Raw genomic sequence first — 19,927 nt, 5'->3', positions numbered from 1 at the left:
TAATGTGAAAAATGGGTAAAATTTATTCTTCTTCTGAAAACCCTACTATCCGCACCGGCATGGAAGCAGGCACTAAGCCAGATTTCAGAATGATTCGCTGGCCCTTGTCTCCGGTAATGAAGGATGCAAAACCTGTGCCAAGTCCTGCGCGGGCCTCACGGCTTATAATAAAAACCTCTCTTTTAAGGGGATAAGTTCCTTGAGCCAGGTATCCCTGGTAGGGCTGTACGTAATCATCTACAGAAGCCGGGTTGTCTTTCTTGCTGATGCCCACCACATTCACCTTCTTTAGAAAACTAATGGCGGTGCTGTCTGCGCGCTCACTTATCCAGTTCACGCCAATAACCCCTATGGCATTTCGGTTCTGGGCCACATAATCCACCAGTTTGGCATTAGAAGTACTGGCGTAGGTATTGGCGGGTAAAGGCTTCTTGAGGTTAATAGAGTCCTGGATAAATCGGGCTGTACTGGAGTTACTGTTGTCAAAGACAATGGTGATCTTGCCGTCTTTAGCTGCCGGGTCAAGTTGCTTCCAGTTGGTAGTCTTACCCGTGAAGATATTACGTACCTGCTGCAGGGTGAGGGTGGTGTCTGTATTCTCTTTGTTGAGGATAAGGGCAATACCGTCTATGGCAATCTTGAAGACACGTGGGGTGATCTTTACGCGGTCAAACTCTGCTTTTTCCTGGGCGTTAAGCTCCCGGGCCAAGATGGCAAACCTTATGGTGTCATTTAGGAGGTCTTGCATGACCTGGGCCTCTGGCTTATAGACGGCCTCAATCTGGGCGTACTTGTACAAAGACTCAAATACCTGAATCTGGGAATCTACGATAGGGGCAAACGACTCATCTACGCTTATCTTGATGGAGCCCGTGGTAGCAGTATCTGTGGGTCCTTTGCCAGACTGGTTGCAGGAGAAAGCGGCAAAGCCTGTAAGCACAGATACTACCAAAGCCAATAGTCTATTCTTCTTCATCTCGTCTGGGTTTCTTAAAGTATTGTTGATACGCTCTCACAAATCTAATAAAACCATAGAAAAGCAGCAGGCCGCCCAATATATATTTAAACTCCTTGGGGAAGGGGATCTGCTGCGGACTGGAAAGTAAAATGTACAGACCAAAGCCAAAGTATAGCAGCACCATGAGCAAGGAAATATACTTCATGATGTTGCCATAGGCGTTTTCCTGTCGTTGGCGCTGTGGTCTTCTGGAGTAATTCATAAGCCAATATCCCTATACGGGTGACATAAAGTAAGTTGGTTTCTTAAGCAGGGCAGTGGTAAGAAAAAACTCCGGAGTCTGTCCATTCTAAGGAATGTCAGTCTCCGGAGTTTCAGGTAAGGTTAAGCCGAGGCTATGCTTATTTGATCACGATACGGTAAGGAACTGTATATTTTACAGACACCTTACGGCCGTTTTGCTCTCCTGGGGTCCATTTAGGCATTCCCTTGATTACTCTTACGGCTTCTTCGTCCAGACCGTAACCAAGGCCTTTCAGTACTTCAATGTTGGTGATCTCACCGGTAGGGCCTACCACAAAGGACAGAACCACGTTTCCTTCGGCGCCAGCACGCTGGGCAGCAGACGGGATACGGAATTTGTCACCCATGTATTTCATCATGGCAGACATACCGCCTGGAAACTCAGGCATTTTCTCTACCGCAATGTATACCTTATCTTCAAAGACTTCCTGAGCTGGGCCCGTATTTGTGCCGTTTTCAATACCTTCTAAAGATGGCGGTGCATTAGGGTCCCCTTTTACGGTTTCAGCCCCGGCATCAGTTTTCTGAAGTTCTTTCACGTCCGGAATCTCCTCCTTACGTACGTCTTCGTCTTTCTTCACTACCGGAGGCGTGAATTTAACGGTGGAGCGTACGGGTGGTGGGGGTGGTGGTGCGTCTGGTGGTGGTGGCGGTGGCGGAACCACTTTCTCAACGGAAGGCGGTGCTGCCAGGTCAACTACCTTAACTACCGGTGCTTTTCTTACGGCTTCTTCATCCTTAAACAATGATTGGATCAAAGGGATGCTTAGGAACAGTACGAAAAGAGCGATAGCGATTACTGTTGCCCGCGTAACGTGTTTGTTATACAGTTTACGGAGCATGTACGCGCCATACTCTTTGTTACGGCCTTCAAAGACCATATCATCAAGGCTGGCGTTTGTCAAACGTTTAGTAGTATCCATTATTGCCCTCCTTTTTCTGCATTTCTAAGTAACGTAGCATCAGCATTGTCTAATGGTACAATGGCATACTTTTGAGTGCTGGTGATGGCCATCTCATCCAAGATATCTACCAGATTCTTGTAATTTGACGTCTCATCTGCCTTGATCAAAACTACCAGTTTAGGATTAGCGCTGGTTGCTTCAAGTACCACTTGTCTAATGCCCTTGGCTGACCAATCGCTTTCCTCTACCGTTGGAATAATGTTCATGTTTGGCTGGTGAAGGCCACGGTAGTAGAAAATACGGTTGTTACCGCCTAAGAGAATAGTAAATGCATTTGATGCCTTTAGTTCATTTCTTTCTTCTTCAGTCTTTGGCTTAACCGGCATGTTAATCTCCATGATCTGCGGTTTAGCCAGGGTGGTGGTCATTACGAAGAAGGTAAGCAAAAGGAAGCCTAAGTCTACCATGGGGGTCATATCCACTTTGGTAGAGCCTTTCTTGGCCCGCTTTTTCCCGCCTTCGTCGCCGCCTTGCTGTTGTATTTCTGCCATTTCTTTTTCCCTTTCGTTATCTTTTAATAACAGGTTTCACTTCCATGTCAGTAACCAGATTGAAACGGTTTACATTAATATCCTGTAAAATTTCAATCACACGACCAGCAACTGGATAACCTGCCTTCTGATCTCCTTTGATAGCTACAATAGACTGTGGGTTAGAGTAACGGGCTTGTTGCACCCAGTCTCTCAACTCATTTCTGGTAGAATCAATAGGAATACCCGGCTGGTTCACCTTTTTCATGTCCTCGGGCGTCAAAGACAGATAAGACTTTAACTGAGAGATAGGAACCCCAAAGGAAGCAAGGCTGGCAAATGTCTGCTTTTCTGCGTCTGTGAAGGCTACTCCGTATTTCTCACTTATTTTGTCTATCAATCTCAATTTAGTGTTTTTGTCATCTACACCAATAAAAACGCGCTCATCGTTACCAATACTAATGGTGATAATGTTGGAATCCGGGGCTTTTATCTCACTTGTTGCAGACGGCGTATCCACTACCAGCACTTCCTCTGGTGCGAACTTCGAAATAAGCATGAAGAACGTTACCAGAAGGAATGCCAAGTCCACCATGGGCGTCATGTCCAGGGATGGAGAGGTTCTGTGTACTTTTACTTTAGGCATTTCTTCCTTCTAATAAAGAAGCTTAAAATTAAATTCTGTTGGTTTCAGAGTGCTGAGCGGCATACGTCTGGATGATGCTGTAAGAAGCCTCATCAATGCTATAGGTCAACTCATCAATCTTGCTGGTAAAGTAGTTATAGGCTACGATAGCGATAGCAGAACCTGTGATACCAAGAGCAGTGTTGATCAAGGCCTCAGAGATACCGTTTGCCAGCTGGGTTGCATCTGGGGCACCACTTGCAGTTGCAAGAGCCGCGAACGCTTTAATCATACCCAATACTGTACCAATAAGACCTACCAGGGTAGAGATAGAGGCGATAGTAGAGATGATTACCAGGTTTTTCTCCAGCATAGGTAACTCAAGAGCCGTAGCTTCTTCAATCTCTTTCTGGATAGCCAGGATACGCTGATCTTTGGTCATGCCCACTTCTGTGTGCATTTCCTGATATTTCAACAAACCGGCTTTTACTACGTTGGCAACAGATCCTTTTTGTTGATCACAGATAGCGATAGCTCCGTTTACATCACCCACGTCCATTTTCTGACGCACCGTGCGCACGAACTGCTCAAGGCCTTTGCCACCTTTTGCTTTGCTGATAGTCATGAAACGCTCAATAGAGAAAGCCAATACCAAGATGTTGATCGCGATCAAGATTGGTACAATGAAACCTCCTTTATACACCTGGCCCAGCATGTTGCCTGGAAGCGGGTGGTTAGCGTTGTCATTACCTTCAAAGTTGGCAGGGTTACCAAGAATGAACATGTAGATTAAAACGGCGGCGATAATGGCCACAGGAATTACGATGCTTGCAAACATTGAGCCTGCCTTGCCTTCACTTTTTTGTACTACTGGTTTTGCAGTTGCAGGTGCACTCTTTCTTTCCATTGTCTTCTAAAAATTTAGGTTTAGTTGTTGTGTTACTGTGTTTGTTTGTAAAAAATTATGATAAAAAGTTTAATTGCCCCTTATACACTAATACTTCCCTGTAAGGTTACCCAAGAAATTCAAAAATGTACATTTTAAGACAACGTAAATACAAGCCTAGGGATTTAAAAGCAGAATATCAAATAAAGGAGCATATTTCATTTCAAAAATCCAAATGTATCGCAATCGATTGCAATATGGAAGAACACGCTTTCTTAGCTCCTTTTATCTGTCTTTGCTTCGTTCCAGTAAACATCCATCTCTGCCAGGGTCATCTCGCTTAGTTTCTTCCCCTGGGCAGCCGCGGCCTTCTCCAGGTACTGAAACCGCTTGATGAATTTCAGGTTGGTCCGCTCCAGCGCTTCTTCTGGGTTAAGGTCCAGAAACCGGGCAAAGTTGATAAGGGAGAAAAAGACGTCGCCTAGTTCATCGGTGGCTTTGGCCTTGTCTTCGGGAGTAAGCTGGGGCTTGTCAAATTCAGCCTTGAACTCAGCTATCTCCTCTTCTACCTTCTCCCATACCTGCGCCGGTTCATCCCAATCAAATCCTACACCGCGGGCCTTCTCTTGAATACGCATGGCCTTTACCATACTTGGGAGTGAGGAAGGAACGCCGGAAAGCACAGATTTGTTGCCTTCTTTCAATTTTAGGCGCTCCCAGTTCTGTTTCACTTCCTCTTCGGTGTCTGCCTTGGTGTCTCCGTAGATGTGCGGATGCCGGAAGATCAGTTTGTCACACTGGGCATTGAGAACATCGGCTAAATCAAATTGCTGTTGCTCTGCGGCTATTTTGGCGTAAAACACCAAATGCAGCATCACATCTCCCACTTCTTTCTTTATCTCGGCCATGTCCTGGGTAAGAATAGCCTCAGAGAGTTCAAACGTTTCCTCAATGGTGAGGTGGCGCAGGCTGTCTAAGGTTTGCTTCCGGTCCCAGGGGCATTTCTCGCGCAGTTCATCCAGGATGTCCAGGAGGCGGTTAAAGGCCTCTAGTTGGGCTTTTCTGGAGTAAACGGGGGCAATAGGGTTTTCCATTAGGCAAAGATAAAGGGAATGATAGCAATTTGGGTCTGGCTAGGTTTGTTATTAAATAAAATCAGTAACACATGAAAAGTTGCACCTACTCCTGCCTGCGCAAGATACCGGGGAGCTGGTTTTGGTCTGATTTCCGGAAAATAGGCCTAAAACCGTTTTTCTTCGTCCTGACCTGGTCAAGCGGAAGCACTGTTTGCCTAAATGATACAGGCGCCGCTTGATTTCCATAAAAAGAAATAAATTTTTTTTGAGGCCGGCCTGGGGTCCGCTCCTGTGCTAAGGCATTTGTACGGTATTTTTACCCGCAGGAACTAAATGCGGGCAGATTCTTTTAGAAATAATTATACTTAAAGGCTATTAAGTGAGAAGGATAAAACCAGTTTTCTGATTCTTTAAAGGAAAAGTGGCTTTAGCGAAGAGGCCGGGCTGGCCCGTTGCAGGCCTTAGGGGGTAGCGGCCTTTGTGATCTTATTTGCAGGGAATCGTTTCGTTTTTACTACTTTTGTCTATTCAAATACTAAGAATCTGTGGCACTTATAAAATCAATTTCAGGAATTAGAGGTACAATTGGGGGGCAGGTAGGAGAAGCGCTTACGCCATTAGACGTTGTGAAATTTGCGGCTGCTTTTGGCACCTGGGTTTTACAGACCACCCAAAACAATACCCTTATCATAGGCCGTGACGCCCGCTTGTCTGGTGACATGGTCAACCGCTTAGTGGTGGCTACCCTGCAGGGGCTGGGCATAAACGTGATTGACTTAGGTCTTTCCACCACTCCCACCGTTGAAATGGCGGTACCGGCGTTAAAGGCAGGCGGCGGCATTATCCTCACGGCCAGCCATAACCCCAAGCAATGGAACGCACTGAAACTCCTGAACCAACACGGTGAATTCATCAATGACCTTGAAGGGAAACTGGTGCTGGAGCTAGCCGAGAAAGAGTCTTTCCAGTTTGCCGAGGTAACCAAACTGGGCACCTATACCCAGAACGACAAATTCCTGAAGACCCACATTAAGGCTATTCTGGATCTGCCCCTGGTAGACGTGAAAGCCATTAAGAGCCGCAACTTCAAAGTGGTGGTAGACGCCGTGAATTCCAGCGGAGGTTTTGCCGTGCCTATGTTGTTAGAGGCCTTGGGCGTGGCGCAAGTTGAAAAAGTAAACTGCGAGCCAACCGGCCACTTCGCCCATAACCCAGAGCCGCTGCCAGAAAACCTGGGCGAGATTGCCCGGGTCATGGAAAAAGGCAAGTTTGACCTGGGCATTGTAGTTGACCCAGACGTAGACCGCCTGGCGTTGGTAAACGAAGACGGCAGCATGTTTGGCGAGGAATACACCCTGGTGGCCGTGTCTGATTACGTGCTCCAGAACCAGGTGGGCAACACCGTGTCTAATCTGTCTTCTACCCGCGCCCTGCGCGATGTCACCGAGAAAGCCGGTGGCCAGTACTTTGCCGCTGCCGTGGGCGAGGTGAACGTAGTAAACATGATGAAAGCCCAGAACGCCATTATTGGCGGCGAGGGTAACGGGGGTATCATTTACCCAGAACTGCACTACGGCCGTGATGCCTTAGTGGGTATTGCGCTGTTTTTGACGCATTTAGCCAAAACCGGCTTGACCATGACCCAGATGCGGGCCACGTATCCCAACTACTATATCTCTAAGAACAAGATAGAGCTCACCAAAGACATTGATGTTGACGCGGTGTTGGGCAAGGTGCAGAAGCACTACGTCAAACAACCTATCAATACCATTGACGGGGTTAAGATTGAGTTCGATAAAGAGTGGGTGCACCTGCGTAAGTCTAACACAGAGCCCATCATCAGAATCTACGCCGAGTCTGACAGCCTTTCCACAGCAGATCATCTGGCCAACAAGATCATTGGCGACATCAAGGAAATCATCTCTGACAAGTCTGCCTAACCTGTAACCTAAGCGAATAAGCGTTTTACCTCATTTCCAAGGAACCGTTCCTATGAACCGTATCTGTTGTACCTGTTGTTGTTAAGTTAAAAAAGATCATGCGTGTATATTTAGACAATGCGGCTACCACCCCGCTAGACAAAGAAGTTTTTGAGGTAATGGCTCCCTTTATGCTGGAGCACTACGGCAACCCCTCTTCTATACACGCACACGGCAGGCAGGTACGCGCCGCCATTGAAATGGCCCGCAAGACCGTGGCCAATCTGGTGAACGCTTCTCCCTCTGAGATTTTCTTTACCTCTGGCGGTACCGAGGCCGATAACCTGGCCATTATCTGTACCATCAAGAGCCTGGGCATCAAGCACGCCATCACCTCTCCGCTTGAGCACCATGCCGTGTTGCACTCGCTGGAGTCCCTGGAGAAGAACGGCGAGGTGGAACTTACCATGCTCAAGGTAGACAAACAGGGTGTGCTGGATCTGGCGCATCTGGAGCAATTGCTGGCCTCGCAGCCCCGCACGTTTGTCTCCATCATGCACGCCAACAATGAGATTGGCAACCTGAATGACATTGAGGCCATTGCCCAACTCTGCAAGCAGTATGATGCCGTGTTCCACTCAGACACCGTGCAGACCATGGGCCACTACAAGCATGACGTGCAGGCCCTGGGTGTGAACTTCCTGGTAGGCTCGGCGCATAAATTCCATGGTCCCAAAGGCGTTGGATTCATCTATGTAGATTCGTCCATTAAAATTCACCCCTTGATTCAGGGCGGTTCGCAGGAGCGCAACATGCGCGGCGGCACCGAGAACGTGTACGGTATTGTAGGCCTGGCCAAAGCCATGGAGATTGCCTGCCGTGACATGGAAGAGCACCAGCAACACATCCAAGCCTTAAAAGACCGCATGGTACAGAAGCTGCGCGAGCAGATAGAGGATGTGCAATTTAACGGCCTGTCGCAGGAAGGGGACAAGAGCCTGTACACCGTTCTGAACGTGAGCCTGCCCGCCTCTGAGATGAATGAAATGCTTCTCTTTAACCTGGACATCAACAAGATCTCGGCCTCCGGCGGAAGCGCCTGCACCAGCGGCGTGGACCTGGGCTCCCATGTGTTGCGCGCCATTGGCGCGGATATGGAAAGAGGCAATGTTCGGTTTTCTTTCAGTAAGTACAATACCATTGAGGAGATTGACTACACCGTGGCTACCCTAGCCAAGCTTTACCAGAAAGAGACGGTATAGTCCTAAGGTGCTAGGCGTTATAGGAAGTAAAGAATTTCCAGGATGATAGATGGGCTGTTATTTATTTGTTGGGGAGCCTTGTGTTTTTACGCTGCATTTTTTACGAAGAATAATTATGCCTTCATGATGTTCATACCTAATGATGGATTAAAGTTTAGTGACCCAAACAAAGGAAATAAAATTAGAAATATTATCGGTGTGTTGGTGTTTATACCAATTGGGATAATATTGTTAGGGTGATAAAGAATCAGATTAAAAAGAAATTATTATCGCCTAACATAATCTAATTAGCGCTTAAACATCAAAGTCAATACTAAACAGGTAAATTTATTAAACAGGAATCCCCGCTGATACAGCGGGGATTCCTGTTTAATAGCCGTTTTCAGAAAAACAGCCCCTAAACGCAATTTACACCGTGGGTAGCTGATTATACGCAACTATCATAGTAGCTTTGCGAAATAGTAAACCACCCATGGCAGACATTGGCACAGACATACAGCGGGCCGCCGCTTACTTAACCCAAGGCGATTTGGTAGCCATCCCCACCGAGACGGTGTACGGACTGGCGGCCAATGCCTATGACGAGGCCGCCGTGGTGAAAATCTTTGAAGCCAAGAACCGCCCGGCCTTTGACCCACTGATTGTCCATACCCATTCCATTGCGCAGATAGCCACCATTGCCCGAGAGGTGCCAGACGTGGCCTATAAACTGGCCGAGAAGTTCATGCCCGGTCCGCTTACGCTTATTCTGCCCAAAGCCGAACGCGTGCCGCTGCTGGTGACTTCGGGTCATGACTCTGTAGGGGTGCGTATTCCCAGGCACCCGCTCACGCTGGAGTTACTTCGGCAGCTGCCATTCCCACTGGCGGCGCCCAGCGCAAATCCGTTCGGGTACGTGAGCCCCACCACGGCCCAGCACGTGCAGGACCAGCTGGGCGACCGCATCCCGTATATTTTAGACGGCGGCGCCTGCCCCGTCGGCATTGAATCCACTATCATCCGGGTTACCGGCGAAGAGATTGAAGTGCTGCGCCTAGGCGGGCTGGCCCTGGAAGAATTAGCCGAAGTGGTGCAAATCTCCAAAGCCAAAATCAAGACTTCGTCGTCTAACCCAGACGCGCCGGGCATGCTCAGCAGCCATTACAACCCGGGCAAAAAGGTGTTTTTAGGTGAGGTGGGAGAGCATTTAAAGAGTATAGGAGACACCTCCAGGGTAGGCATTATTTCTTTAAAAGAGAAATTCGCTGGTATCCCAGTCCAGCACCAGATTCAGCTTTCTGCCTCCGGCGATTTACAGGAAGCGGCGCGTAATCTGTTCTCAGCTTTGCGCCAATTAGATACCCCCACGGTTGACACCATTCTAGCCGAACGCATGCCCGACCAGGGCCTAGGCCGCGCCATCAATGACCGTCTGCAACGCGCAAGCTTTCAGGAAGAGTAAAGGGGATGTTTTTAGCCTTCTGAATAGAAATCACCCTTCTGGCTGTTATACAGATGGCGCATCTGTAGAGACAATGGCACCGCCTTGTCTATGACGCATTCCTGATTTTGGTAATAGTACTTTTGTTGTAACACCTTATAGAATGAGGGCAATGCGCGGGAGACAAGGCGGTGCCATTGTCTCTACAAAGTATGTACCTGCAAATAGAAAACCTTGTTTTGGGCCTGCTTTCTGAAAAACATGCTCAAAACAGCTTGAACATAAAAGGCTCCCGTTCTTGGTTGAACGGGAGCCTTTTGCTTTACTAACTTCAGGAATGACTATAGGTTACGCAGCACAAACTCGGTCATTTTGGTGAATAGGTGAATGGTAGTGTTGCCGCCGCTGATGCCGTGGTTCCGGTTAGGGTAGTAGGCACTCTCAAACGGGATGTTGGCTTTCACTAGGGCGTTCACCATCTCCACGGAGTTCTGGAAATGCACGTTGTCATCGCCGGTGCCGTGGATGAGCAGGTACTTGCCGCGCAGTTTGCCCGCATGGGTTACCGGTGAGTTTTCATCATAACCTTTGGCATTTTCCTGGGGTGTTTTCAGGAAACGCTCGGTATAGATGGTGTCATAGAAGCGCCAGTTGATTACCGGGGCCACGGCAATGGCGGCCTTGAAATAGTCCGCGCCTTTGGTAATGGCCAGCGAGCTCATGTAGCCCCCGAAGCTCCAGCCCCAGATACCTATGCGGCTCTTATCTACGTAGGGTAGGCTGCCTAAATGCTTGGCGCCCTCTATCTGGTCAATGGTCTCATAATGGCCTAAGTCGCCGTAAGTTACTTTTTTGAAATCCGCGCCGCGGCCACCGGTACCCCGGTTGTCTACCACGGCAATGATGTAGCCTTGCTGGGTAAGATAGCTATGCCACAGGTAATTGCGGCCTCTCCAACTGTCTACCACTTCCTGGCTGCCGGGGCCGCCGTACAGGAACATGAGCACCGGGTATTTCTTGTTCGGGTCAAAATCCACCGGCTTTAGAGTGTAGCCGTTCAGGGTCACGTTATCGGTGGTCTTGAACTGGAAGAACTCGGCTTTGGGCAGGTTGTAGTTGGCTACGGTGCTTTTCAGTGCCTCGTTGCTCTCCAATACCTTAATCTGCTTTCCCGCCGAGGTGTGCAGACTCACAACTTGCGGCGTGGTGATGGTGGAGAAGTAGTCCAGGTAGTATTTGAAATCGCGGCTCAGGTTGATGGTGTGCGTGCCTTTGGCCGGGGTGAGGCTTTTCTTGTTCTTGCCGTTCAGGCCAATGCTGTAGAGGTGACGCTCCATAGGTGAAACCTCCGTAGACGAAAAATACACCAGGTCGTTTTTCTCGTCTACACCATAGAAATTGGTTACTTCCCACTTGCCCTTGGTGATCTGGCGCACCAGTTTGCCTTTCATGTCATAGAGGTACAGGTGGTTAAAGCCATCCTTCTCTGAGTTGTGCACAAACTGCTTGCCATTGGCCAGGTAAGTGAGGTCATCGGTGATGTCAATGTAGGCTTTGTCTTTCTCGGTGAGGACTACCTTGCTTTGACCGGTGCGGGTGTCGGTGTGCAGAATCTCCAGGGTGTTCTGCAGGCGGTTCATGCGCCGGATAGATAGCAGGTTAGGGGTTCTGGTCCAGTTGATGCGCGGGATATACTGCTCCTGCTCCTGGCCAATGTCCATTTTGGTGGCTTTGCCCGAGGTCAGGTCAAACACGGAGATAGAGACAATGGCGTTTTTCTCGCCAGCCTTTGGGTATTTGAACTTGTAGTCTTTGGGGTAGAGCGGGCCCCACATTTGCATGTTGTACTCGGGTACTTGGGTTTCGTCAAAGGTGTAGAAAGCAATCTGGTTTCCCTCCGGAGACCAGAAAAAAGCCTGCGCGAAGCCAAATTCCTCTTCATATACCCAGTCAGTGCCGCCGTTGATGATGAAGTTCCACTTGCCGTCTGTGGTGATCTGGCGCTCCTGCATGGTGGCCAGGTCTACGTAGAACAGGTTGTTGTCGCGCACGAAGGCCACAAACTTGTTGTCCGGGGAAAACGTGGCGTAACTCTGCTTTCCGCCCTGGCTTAGTTTCTGCAGTTTTTTAGAGGCGCGGTCATATACATAGAAATGGCCCTTGCTGCTGCGGCGGTAAATAGGCTCATGCTCGGTCTCAAACAGGATCTTGGTCTCGTCTTCGCTGAAGCTATAGTTGTCATAGTCCAGCACCTTTCCGTCTATCTTCAGGTTCTCGCCTTCCAGAATAGTGCTTACCGGCTGACCCGTGGTCACGTCTACCTGCACAATGTCCACGGCCTTGTTGGCCTGGTCTTGCACCTGCGAGGAGTAGAATTGGCCGTTCCGCATCCAGTTCACCCCGTACACCGACTTGGCCTGGAACGTGTTCTTCCGGAAAATATCGTCTAAGTCAAAAGATCGCTTTTGCTGGGCCTGGGCGCTTACCGCCAACAAAAGACAGCTAGCCGCCAAAATCCAGCGGTTCATTCTATGTTTCATAAAGTTTGTAAGAAAGTTCGTAGGCTTAAAATTAGGCAAATATTGGGGAATGAATGATTGAATGGTTGAATGATTGAGAGAATAAAAGAGTGAAGGTTCGCTTAGGCAGGGAATGGTTTGTTTTAAGAAGGGGAATGTGGTTTCGCCTTTATGGGCGAGGGGATTAGAAATCCCCGACAGAGTGCTTCCGGATTGGAAATCCGGAAGAGCGAAGGGAATTAATATTTTCTATAGCGCGTAAGTTACTTCCGTGACTTTAGGTAATGGTATTGGAAAGTCACTTCCTCAATGATGTGAGAGAATGGGAAAATTTAAATCATTCTCCCAATCACTCATTCACTCTCTCAATCATTAAAGCTTAATACACACGTTTTGAGCCTCGGTGAAAAACCGTAAGGCTTCCCAACCGCCTTCGCGGCCCACGCCGCTTTGTTTCATGCCGCCAAATGGAGTGCGCAGGTCCCGCAGGAGCCAGGTGTTCACCCAAACAATACCCGCTTGCAGGGCATGGGCTACACGGTGGGCCCGGGTGAGGTCCTGGGTCCAGACGGAGGCGGCCAGGCCGTAGGGAGTGAAGTTGGCAGAATGCAGAGCTTCCTCCTCGGTTTCAAAGGGCTGCAGGGTTACCACTGGCCCGAAGATTTCCTCAGTGTTGGTGCGGCAGGTGTGGGGGAGGTTCTCAAAGACGGTGGGTTGCAGGAAATAGCCCTTGGAGCAGCGGCCTTCCAGGTGTACCCGTTCGCCGCCCGCCAGCAAGGTGCCGCCTTCTTCCTTGGCCAGAGAAATGTACTGCTGCACTTTCTGTAGATGCGCTTCGGATACTAAAGCGCCTAGGTTCGTGCCTTCCTGTATGGGGTCGCCTACGGTAAGGGTCTTTACTTTGGCCAGAAAAGCTTCTTTGAATTTCTCATACAGCGGACCTTCTACTAGAATACGAGAGCCGCAAAGGCAGATTTGGCCCTGGTTGGCAAAGGCGGCCTGCACGGCGGTGGCCACGGTTTTCTCAAAGTCACAGTCCGCGAAGATGACGGTGGCGTTCTTGCCGCCCAGTTCCAATGACAGTTTCTTAAAAAGCGGGGCCGCCGTCCGGGCGATAGTTTTGCCGGTCTGGGTGCCTCCGGTAAAGGAGATGGCTTTCACCAGTGGATGCTCGCATAAAGGCGCGCCCACTTTGGGACCAGTGCCGTGCACGATGTTGAGGACACCCGCCGGGAGACCGGCCTCCAAGCAAAGTTCGGCCAGCAGATGGGCGGTGTAAGGTGTGATCTCTGAGGGTTTGGCGACCACGGTATTTCCGGCGGCCAGGGCCGGGGCAATCTTCCAGGTGAAGAGGTACAACGGGAGGTTCCACGGGGAAATACAGGCCACCACACCCAGCGGACGCCGCACGGTGTAATTCACCGCCACGCCCTCCATGAAATGCGACTCAGACGCAAAGTGCTGCACGCCCGTCCCGAAGAAGTACAGGTTGCTGCTGGCCCTGGGAATATCTACCGTTCTGGAAAGCTTCAGGGGTTTGCCATTATCCGTCGTCTCCGCCTCAGCCAGCCGCTCCAGGTTTTGGTCAATCAGCTCTGAGAGCTTGATCAGATACCGCCCCCGCTTTTCGGCTGATAACATAGACCAGGCCGGGAACGCCGCTTCCGCCGCCTCTACCGCTGCCTGCACATCCCGCTCATCAGAATCCGGAAGCTGTGAAAATACCTCGGCCGTGGCTGGGTTCAGGTTAGGCAAGTAGTTGCCAGAAGCCATAGGGACAAAGGTGCCGTTGATGAAGTTCTGTAGATGCAGCATGGGTGGGACGCTAGATGTAAGGTAAATGTAGCGGCGTTACCCTGTAACGCCGTGGTTCTACGCAGCAATAGGGCGGAAACCGGCAGGATTTTCTCTATGGAACAAATTCTTGCTTCTGACATGAAGAATAGCATTAAACCGGAGGATGCGGCGTTGCCTCATGGAGGCACGGCGTTACAGGGTAACGCCGCTACAGATTTCCCAACCTACCCCCATCTACCGGTAGGTTGATGCCGTTAATGTACCCAGCAGCGGGTGAGGCCAGAAACGCCGCCGCCGCGGCTACTTCAGCGGCTTCCCCGAAGCGGTTGGCCGGAATGCCTGCTTTCATTTCCTTCTCAATCTCTTCGCGGGAGAGGCCGGTTTTCAGCATTTTGGTTTCAATGAGCGAATGATGGCGGGCGGTGAGGGTGGCGCCGGGCAGCACGTTGTTGACGGTAATCCCGAAGGGAGCCAGCTCAAAGGAAAGCGTCTTCGCCCAGTTAGCCACGGCGCCACGTATGGTGTTTGACACACCCAGGCCTTTGATTGGCTGCTTCACCGAGGTGGAGATGATGTTGATGATGCGCCCGTACTGCGCCTCTTTCATGAGCGGGGCCACCGCCTGCACCAGCACGTGGTTACAGATGAGGTGCGCCGCGAAGGCTTTCTCAAACTCTTCCACAGCGGCATCCAGAGCCGGGCCGCCGGCCGGGCCACCGGTATTATTGACCAGGATATGCGCCTGGCCGGTTTGGGCCAGGTGCGCCGCCATCCGTTCCTGCACTTCCTGGGGTTTGGTGAAGTCTGCCACCACGTAATTGTGCCCTTGTCCGGCCTGGGTAGAAAGCTCCTGCAACGTTTGCTGCAGGCTGGTCTCGTTGCGGGCCACCAATGTGACGGTAGCGCCCATTTGGGCCAGTTCCAGCGCGACGGCTTTCCCGATGCCTTGGGTGCTTCCGCAGACAATAGCGTATTTATCTTTAAGGTTTAAGTCCATTTGAAAAGAGTTCTGAGTCTGGAGTTCTTAGTTCTGAGGGAACAAAATAGGAAATATTGCGGGGAAGTGCTGCTTCTTTCAGATTTTGTAACCCTGCCATCTACAACTTTTGTCCTGCTGCCATTCCTCTCCTCCCGTCATTTTGGAAAGTACTTGGTAGCGAACGGCAGTAGCGTGTATTCAAAGTCATTACCGTTCGCCCCCGAGATCCTTTCAGGATGACAAAATAAGAGGAACGGAGAAGCGAAGGAAAGGCCAAAGAGGGGACGGAAAGGAAGAAGCCAAGGGTGGTCTGTGCCTCTTTTAAGTATACTAAATACAGGCTTTGGAAGACAGCTAAACCCGGGCGGTAGCGGAAGAAGGAGAAAAAGGGCGGGAAGGCGTTTTAAGCCTCTTTTCCGGAAAACGGCTCTTAAACGGGTTTATCTTTTTTGCAGGCGGTTTCGTACCTTGGAACACCTTCTCTCACCAGGGGTCGATTTTAGTATTCACTTATTTAACCCTACCGCCATGGCCTTGCAACCTGCCTTCAATTTCAAGAAATGGATAGACGAACACCGTCACCTGCTCAAGCCGCCGGTGGGTAACCAGCAGGTCTATAAAGACAATAAAGACTTTATTGTGATGGTGGTAGGCGGGCCTAACTCGCGCAAAGACTACCATATCAACAATGGCGAGGAGTTCTTCTTCCAGCTGGAGGGTAACATTATCCTCAAGGTCATTGACAACGGCGAGTTCAAAGACATACCCATCAACGAAGGCGATATTTTCCTGCTTCCGCCCAACGTGCCGCACTCCCCGCGCCGCGGCCCCAATACCGTTGGCCTGGTTATGGAGCGTTACCGCGATAAAAAAGAACTGGATGGTTTCCAGTGGTACTGTGAGAACTGCAACACCAAGCTCTACGAGGAGTTTATTCCGGTCTCAGACATTGTAGGACAGCTGCCCGTGGTCATGGACGCCTTCTGGGCCTCAGAGGAAAAACGCACCTGCAAGAACTGCGGGGAGGTGATGCAAAAGCCAGCTCCGGTGCAATAAGGAAAGACAGGTAAGAAGCAGAACCATAACCGCCAACTCAACGCAGACTCTCCCCTTGAGGGGAGCCCAGAGGGGTGTTTACACAGGAGGGTACTTTTTCTTTGTCAATACGCTTATCCCTCCTCTGTCATCCTGAACGGATTTTGTGGGCGAACTAGAAAGGCTTTAGGCATGCGGAATAAATTAGAGGGCAAGTATAGAACGCATTTGTAAATGAAAGTCGGTTTTGACAATATTAATGCGTTCGTAATCCCTTTAGAGGAGTTTTCATTGAATTGGCGGTTTATAGATGAGAAGTATGATAAGCTGCCGGATTTACATCTTGAGCAACTGAAGCCACTTAACAGAAACGCTTCTGAGTTTATATGGAATTTTATACAGAATAGTCAGCTTCATGATGATATCCCGTTCAAAAAAGGTTTTTTTAGGAATGTAGATAAAGCCCAAATAGATGAAGAAAATCAAAAGGACGTAAGGAAATGGCTTTATGAGAGAGGGCTGCCTTTTGCCAAGGAGGTCATTCTTTCATGGGGACCAGCAGAGGTGATGATTGTACCTTGGAAACTATTGGTTAAATATTTTGACAGTTTCTACTACCCAATTTCTGACGACTTAACTGTGATTGACGAAAGCTTAAACTGGGCCTTACTGTTTTATCATGAGCATGAAATCTACTTCGGGACAAAATAAAAGGGGCTATGAATAGATAGAGCGATTAGCTTTTGATAAAAGATTATAGGAATATGAAAAACCTGCTACAGAAATTCAACCCTTTTTTATTTATTCTGACAGGTACCATTCTGACCTTTCTGATGTTTGCGTCGTTCATATTTGCTGCGGCGGAAGATGAGGGAACTTCAAGTGGAGGTTTGATTTCTGAAGCTTTGGTAGGCTTATTTTACATATTCAGATTTCCGATTCATACTTTGTTTTGGGAATTCATTTTAGAACATTGGGCCCTTTATTTACCTGCGCTTTTGCTGAACGTTGCTTTATATGCTTTTATAATTGAAAGGCTGGTTACCCGTGTCTGGAAGAAAGAAATAGAAATGTGAGAAATGAACGTAATCGTTTATAAACTGTAAGTCATCCTATAATAACCACAAAGGCCCGCCTTCTCTCCAGAAAGCGGGCCTTCGCTATACCTCCCATTTCAAGCCCGTTTTCCTCAAAACAGGCCTAAAACGTTTCTATTCGTCGTCTCCGGCGTCTTCTTTCATGTTGTGGTAAACGGCCTGTACGTCTTCGTCTTCTTCCAGACGGTCCAGTAACTTATTCATGTCTTCCTGCTGCTCAGGGGAAAGTTCCTTCAATACCGTGGGGTAACGCTGCAGCTCAGAGCTTTTCACGGGCAGGCCGCGCTCTTCCAGGGCTTTCTGCATGGCGCCAAAATCAGGGAAAGAGGTTTGGATGATGATCTCGTTTTCCTCTTCGTCTTTGTCAATGCTCTCCAGCCCGAAGTCAATCAGGTCCAGTTCCAGTTCTTCCATGTCCAGGCCTTCGCCCTCTAAATGGAACACGCCTTTGCGCTCAAAGATGAAGTCAAACTGGCCGGTGCGGCCCAACTCACCGCCGGTGCGGTTAAAGTGCATGCGCACGTTGGCCACGGTACGGTTCACGTTATCAGTGGCGGTTTCTACCAGCACGGCCACGCCATGCGGACCGTAGCCCTCATATACTACTTCAGAATAATCATTTTCTTCCTTGCCCTGGGCGCGCTTAATGGCAGCCTCTACACGGTCTTTGGGCATGTTCACGCCTTTGGCGTTCTGGATGCACACGCGCAGCCGCGAGTTGGTGTCTGGGTCTGGGCCTCCGGCTTTCACGGCCATCACAATCTCTTTCCCTATGCGGGTGAACTGCTTGGACATCATGTCCCAGCGTTTCATTTTCCGGGCTTTCCGGAACTCAAATGCTCTTCCCATTGCGGTTAGTCTAAAACGAAGTACGGGCAAATATCGGTAAAAACGGCGGATAGCCCAAGCGGGTTAAGGGCATGTTTACGTTTTGTTTTGGCAGACAGACCAGGGCCCTGAAACCCACCGGAAAGCGGAGGAGGGGTTATAAAAGGAGAGACTGACTGTTGAGTCAGAAGGCTTAGTCATACATGTTCCGCCAGATAATCCTCCAGCCTGAGCCTACCCTTCACGGGCGCCACACAATCGGTTTTGGCCACTTCTATCAGGAACGCGGCTTTTTCATACAGAGAGCGGTTGACCAAACGCACCAGCGGCAGCACCGAATTCGCCACCCAGTAGGGGATGGAAGGAACCGGTAACGTTTTGCCAATAGATTTGCCCACCAGCTTTACCAACTCTACCCGTGAGTAGGTGACCGGCCCGCCCAGTTCTATGGTTTGGGACGGTTGGGTGAGGGCTTGTACGCAGATCTCGGCTACCTCCTGCTCATGAATGGGATTGGTCACGCAGTCGCCGGGGCCAATGGAAGGGAGGCGGCCTTTGCGGGCCATGGGCAGCAGGTCCAGGAACGCCGAGAACAGGGCAGGGGGTTTTACAATGGTATGGGCCAGTCCGCTGTGGCGCAGTTCCCGGGCAAAATCTTCGTGGGCTTTGAAATAGGCTACCTCAGGGTGTTTCTCGCCGCTAAAGGCTCCCACGTACACAAACTTCTTCACCTGTCCGTGGGCCTGGGCCAGGCGAAGCACGTTCAGGTTTCCCTGGAAATCTACCTGGTGAAACGACGTGCGGCTACGGTCTGCTAAGTTCAGGCTTTTGCCCAGCGCCGAAATAATGTAATCTATGCCTTCTACCAGTTCGGCCAACAAAGAGCCAGGCTGGGTGGGGTCACAGACCACTACTTCATCCACCGATGGTTTCAGCTGTTCTGCCTTGAGCGGCGTTCGGGCGGTGGCACGCACGCGGTATTGCTGCTTTTTCAGTACTTCAATGATGCAGGAGCCCAGGCTTCCGGTGCCTCCTAATACTAAGACTGTTTCCATGGGCAAGCTGTTTTTAAGGACAAGACATAGCCTAAGCTCCTGTAATGTAAAAGATTTTTGCCTTTTTGTCAACCACTCATCTTGAAAACTACAGAATCTCCACCAAAAGAAACCAGTTTTTAACGTTTAGGTAAAGCTCTGGAAAAGCCCGGTCAGCCAAGGGGAAACGCGTTCCGGCGAGGCCTTTTTTCTGTGCCTACCTCCTTGAGAAAAGTGCGTTTTAGGCCTGTTTTCCTTAAAACGCCTCTAAAACGGAAACGTCAGCCGCAGTAGGCGGTCGCCTCAATTTCCACCAGCATAGCCGGGTCAATGAGCGCTTTCACCTCCACCATAGAAGTAGCCGGCCTGATGCTATGGAAAAACTCACCATGCGCCCGGCCAATGGCTTCCCACTGACTGATATCTGTCACAAACAGGCGGGTGCGCACCACATCTTCCAAAGAGGCACCCGCCTCCTGCAACACCCGCTCAATCTTCTGCAAGATGTGTTTGGTCTGGCCATAAGCATCGCCGGGGGCGATGACCTGCCCGTTTTCCACGGCGGTGGTGCCGGCCACCTCAATAAGCGGCCCCACCCGAACGGCGCGTGAGTAGCCCACCGTGCTTTCCCAGGGCGCCCCCGAGGAGAATAATTCACGAGTTGTTTTGGTAGACATAGGTTGAGGTTTTAAGGTGCAAGTTCACCGTAGGGGCAATCCCTTGTGGTTGCCCCTACAAAGGTTTTACACAACAA

The 19,927-nt window shown here is 49.9% G+C and carries 19 protein-coding genes; 6 read left to right on the top strand and 13 right to left on the bottom strand.

All coding sequences use genetic code 11. The annotated features are described in order from the left end of the window. Positions 1-22 precede the first annotated feature (22 nt). From TH63_RS16380 to mazG, 7 genes are all read right to left on the bottom strand, one after another. Entirely contained in the window at positions 23-976 is a 954-nt protein-coding gene (locus tag TH63_RS16380) for a PstS family phosphate ABC transporter substrate-binding protein (RefSeq protein WP_048921899.1), read from the bottom strand. Further along, positions 963-1,220, bottom strand: a complete 258-nt coding sequence (locus tag TH63_RS16375; protein ID WP_048921898.1) for a hypothetical protein — start codon at positions 1,218-1,220, stop codon at positions 963-965. Before TH63_RS16375 ends, TH63_RS16380 begins: the two co-directional genes overlap by 14 nt. Before the next feature lie 139 nt (positions 1,221-1,359). Beyond that, positions 1,360-2,184, bottom strand: coding sequence for an energy transducer TonB (locus TH63_RS16370; RefSeq protein ID WP_048921897.1), 825 nt, complete (start codon positions 2,182-2,184; stop codon positions 1,360-1,362). Further along, entirely contained in the window at positions 2,184-2,717 is a 534-nt protein-coding gene (locus TH63_RS16365; protein ID WP_048921896.1) for an ExbD/TolR family protein, read from the bottom strand. Before TH63_RS16365 ends, TH63_RS16370 begins: the two co-directional genes overlap by 1 nt. Positions 2,718-2,733: 16 nt before the next feature. Next, a complete protein-coding gene (locus TH63_RS16360) occupies positions 2,734-3,342 on the bottom strand; it encodes an ExbD/TolR family protein (RefSeq protein ID WP_048921895.1) in 609 nt (202 codons plus the stop codon). 28 nt (positions 3,343-3,370) lie between these two features. Next, positions 3,371-4,228 (bottom strand): MotA/TolQ/ExbB proton channel family protein, encoded by an 858-nt coding sequence (locus tag TH63_RS16355; protein ID WP_048921894.1) that lies wholly within the window; start codon positions 4,226-4,228, stop codon positions 3,371-3,373. 254 nt (positions 4,229-4,482) lie between these two features. Continuing rightward, on the bottom strand, positions 4,483-5,301 hold the full coding sequence (gene mazG, locus TH63_RS16350; protein ID WP_048921893.1) for a nucleoside triphosphate pyrophosphohydrolase: 819 nt from the start codon (positions 5,299-5,301) through the stop codon (positions 4,483-4,485). A gap of 527 nt (positions 5,302-5,828) precedes the next feature. Between mazG and glmM the strand changes: the two genes are divergently transcribed. The 3 genes from glmM to TH63_RS16330 all read left to right on the top strand — a co-directional run bounded on the left by glmM (position 5,829) and on the right by TH63_RS16330 (position 9,905). Next, positions 5,829-7,223, top strand: a complete 1,395-nt coding sequence (glmM, locus tag TH63_RS16345) for a phosphoglucosamine mutase (RefSeq protein WP_048921892.1) — start codon at positions 5,829-5,831, stop codon at positions 7,221-7,223. Positions 7,224-7,321: 98 nt separating this feature from the next. Continuing rightward, positions 7,322-8,464, top strand: a complete 1,143-nt coding sequence (locus TH63_RS16340; RefSeq protein WP_048921891.1) for a cysteine desulfurase family protein — start codon at positions 7,322-7,324, stop codon at positions 8,462-8,464. A 472-nt stretch (positions 8,465-8,936) separates the two neighbouring features. Beyond that, positions 8,937-9,905 carry an L-threonylcarbamoyladenylate synthase gene (locus tag TH63_RS16330; RefSeq protein ID WP_048921889.1) on the top strand — a complete coding sequence of 323 codons (969 nt, stop codon included), beginning with the start codon at positions 8,937-8,939 and terminating at the stop codon, positions 9,903-9,905. A gap of 320 nt (positions 9,906-10,225) precedes the next feature. Here the strand turns inward: TH63_RS16330 and TH63_RS16325 are convergent, their stop codons facing one another. The 3 genes from TH63_RS16325 to TH63_RS16315 form a co-directional block, all read right to left on the bottom strand. Continuing rightward, positions 10,226-12,424 carry a S9 family peptidase gene (locus TH63_RS16325; RefSeq protein WP_048921888.1) on the bottom strand — a complete coding sequence of 733 codons (2,199 nt, stop codon included), beginning with the start codon at positions 12,422-12,424 and terminating at the stop codon, positions 10,226-10,228. Positions 12,425-12,775: 351 nt separating this feature from the next. Further along, entirely contained in the window at positions 12,776-14,218 is a 1,443-nt protein-coding gene (locus TH63_RS16320; RefSeq protein ID WP_048921887.1) for an aldehyde dehydrogenase, read from the bottom strand. Positions 14,219-14,408: 190 nt separating this feature from the next. Beyond that, the gene (locus TH63_RS16315; RefSeq protein ID WP_048921886.1) at positions 14,409-15,197 is read right to left on the bottom strand and encodes an SDR family oxidoreductase; all 789 of its coding nucleotides are present in this window, start codon (positions 15,195-15,197) and stop codon (positions 14,409-14,411) included. Positions 15,198-15,707: 510 nt separating this feature from the next. Between TH63_RS16315 and TH63_RS16310 the strand changes: the two genes are divergently transcribed. The 3 genes from TH63_RS16310 (at position 15,708) to TH63_RS16300 (ending at position 17,290) form a co-directional block, all read left to right on the top strand. Beyond that, entirely contained in the window at positions 15,708-16,235 is a 528-nt protein-coding gene (locus TH63_RS16310; RefSeq protein ID WP_048921885.1) for a 3-hydroxyanthranilate 3,4-dioxygenase, read from the top strand. Between the two features lie 213 nt (positions 16,236-16,448). Next, positions 16,449-16,925 (top strand): hypothetical protein, encoded by a 477-nt coding sequence (locus TH63_RS16305; protein WP_048921884.1) that lies wholly within the window; start codon positions 16,449-16,451, stop codon positions 16,923-16,925. A 53-nt stretch (positions 16,926-16,978) separates the two neighbouring features. Beyond that, the gene (locus tag TH63_RS16300) at positions 16,979-17,290 is read left to right on the top strand and encodes a hypothetical protein (protein WP_048921883.1); all 312 of its coding nucleotides are present in this window, start codon (positions 16,979-16,981) and stop codon (positions 17,288-17,290) included. Between the two features lie 135 nt (positions 17,291-17,425). Here the strand turns inward: TH63_RS16300 and TH63_RS16295 are convergent, their stop codons facing one another. The 3 genes from TH63_RS16295 to TH63_RS16285 form a co-directional block, all read right to left on the bottom strand. After that, entirely contained in the window at positions 17,426-18,160 is a 735-nt protein-coding gene (locus TH63_RS16295) for a YebC/PmpR family DNA-binding transcriptional regulator (protein ID WP_048921882.1), read from the bottom strand. 176 nt (positions 18,161-18,336) lie between these two features. Then, entirely contained in the window at positions 18,337-19,194 is an 858-nt protein-coding gene (locus TH63_RS16290; protein WP_048921881.1) for an SDR family oxidoreductase, read from the bottom strand. Between the two features lie 260 nt (positions 19,195-19,454). Next, positions 19,455-19,850 (bottom strand): RidA family protein, encoded by a 396-nt coding sequence (locus tag TH63_RS16285; protein ID WP_048921880.1) that lies wholly within the window; start codon positions 19,848-19,850, stop codon positions 19,455-19,457. Positions 19,851-19,927 lie beyond the last annotated feature (77 nt).

The organism is Rufibacter radiotolerans, assembly GCF_001078055.1.
In the GTDB taxonomy this organism is placed as follows: domain Bacteria; phylum Bacteroidota; class Bacteroidia; order Cytophagales; family Hymenobacteraceae; genus Nibribacter; species Nibribacter radiotolerans.
The sequence above is the reverse complement of the archived record's forward strand: the minus strand, read 5'-3'. Positions and strand labels throughout refer to the sequence as shown.

Coding starts and splice junctions, on each gene's coding strand:
- TH63_RS16380 (WP_048921899.1), bottom strand. CDS start 976: ATGAAGAAGAATAGACTATTGGCTTTGGTAGTATCTGTGCTTACAGGC.
- TH63_RS16375 (WP_048921898.1), bottom strand. CDS start 1,220: ATGAATTACTCCAGAAGACCACAGCGCCAACGACAGGAAAACGCCTAT.
- TH63_RS16370 (WP_048921897.1), bottom strand. CDS start 2,184: ATGGATACTACTAAACGTTTGACAAACGCCAGCCTTGATGATATGGTC.
- TH63_RS16365 (WP_048921896.1), bottom strand. CDS start 2,717: ATGGCAGAAATACAACAGCAAGGCGGCGACGAAGGCGGGAAAAAGCGG.
- TH63_RS16360 (WP_048921895.1), bottom strand. CDS start 3,342: ATGCCTAAAGTAAAAGTACACAGAACCTCTCCATCCCTGGACATGACG.
- TH63_RS16355 (WP_048921894.1), bottom strand. CDS start 4,228: ATGGAAAGAAAGAGTGCACCTGCAACTGCAAAACCAGTAGTACAAAAA.
- mazG (WP_048921893.1), bottom strand. CDS start 5,301: ATGGAAAACCCTATTGCCCCCGTTTACTCCAGAAAAGCCCAACTAGAG.
- TH63_RS16340 (WP_048921891.1), top strand. CDS start 7,322: ATGCGTGTATATTTAGACAATGCGGCTACCACCCCGCTAGACAAAGAA.
- TH63_RS16330 (WP_048921889.1), top strand. CDS start 8,937: ATGGCAGACATTGGCACAGACATACAGCGGGCCGCCGCTTACTTAACC.
- TH63_RS16325 (WP_048921888.1), bottom strand. CDS start 12,424: ATGAAACATAGAATGAACCGCTGGATTTTGGCGGCTAGCTGTCTTTTG.
- TH63_RS16320 (WP_048921887.1), bottom strand. CDS start 14,218: ATGCTGCATCTACAGAACTTCATCAACGGCACCTTTGTCCCTATGGCT.
- TH63_RS16315 (WP_048921886.1), bottom strand. CDS start 15,197: ATGGACTTAAACCTTAAAGATAAATACGCTATTGTCTGCGGAAGCACC.
- TH63_RS16310 (WP_048921885.1), top strand. CDS start 15,708: ATGGCCTTGCAACCTGCCTTCAATTTCAAGAAATGGATAGACGAACAC.
- TH63_RS16305 (WP_048921884.1), top strand. CDS start 16,449: ATGAAAGTCGGTTTTGACAATATTAATGCGTTCGTAATCCCTTTAGAG.
- TH63_RS16300 (WP_048921883.1), top strand. CDS start 16,979: ATGAAAAACCTGCTACAGAAATTCAACCCTTTTTTATTTATTCTGACA.
- TH63_RS16295 (WP_048921882.1), bottom strand. CDS start 18,160: ATGGGAAGAGCATTTGAGTTCCGGAAAGCCCGGAAAATGAAACGCTGG.
- TH63_RS16290 (WP_048921881.1), bottom strand. CDS start 19,194: ATGGAAACAGTCTTAGTATTAGGAGGCACCGGAAGCCTGGGCTCCTGC.
- TH63_RS16285 (WP_048921880.1), bottom strand. CDS start 19,850: ATGTCTACCAAAACAACTCGTGAATTATTCTCCTCGGGGGCGCCCTGG.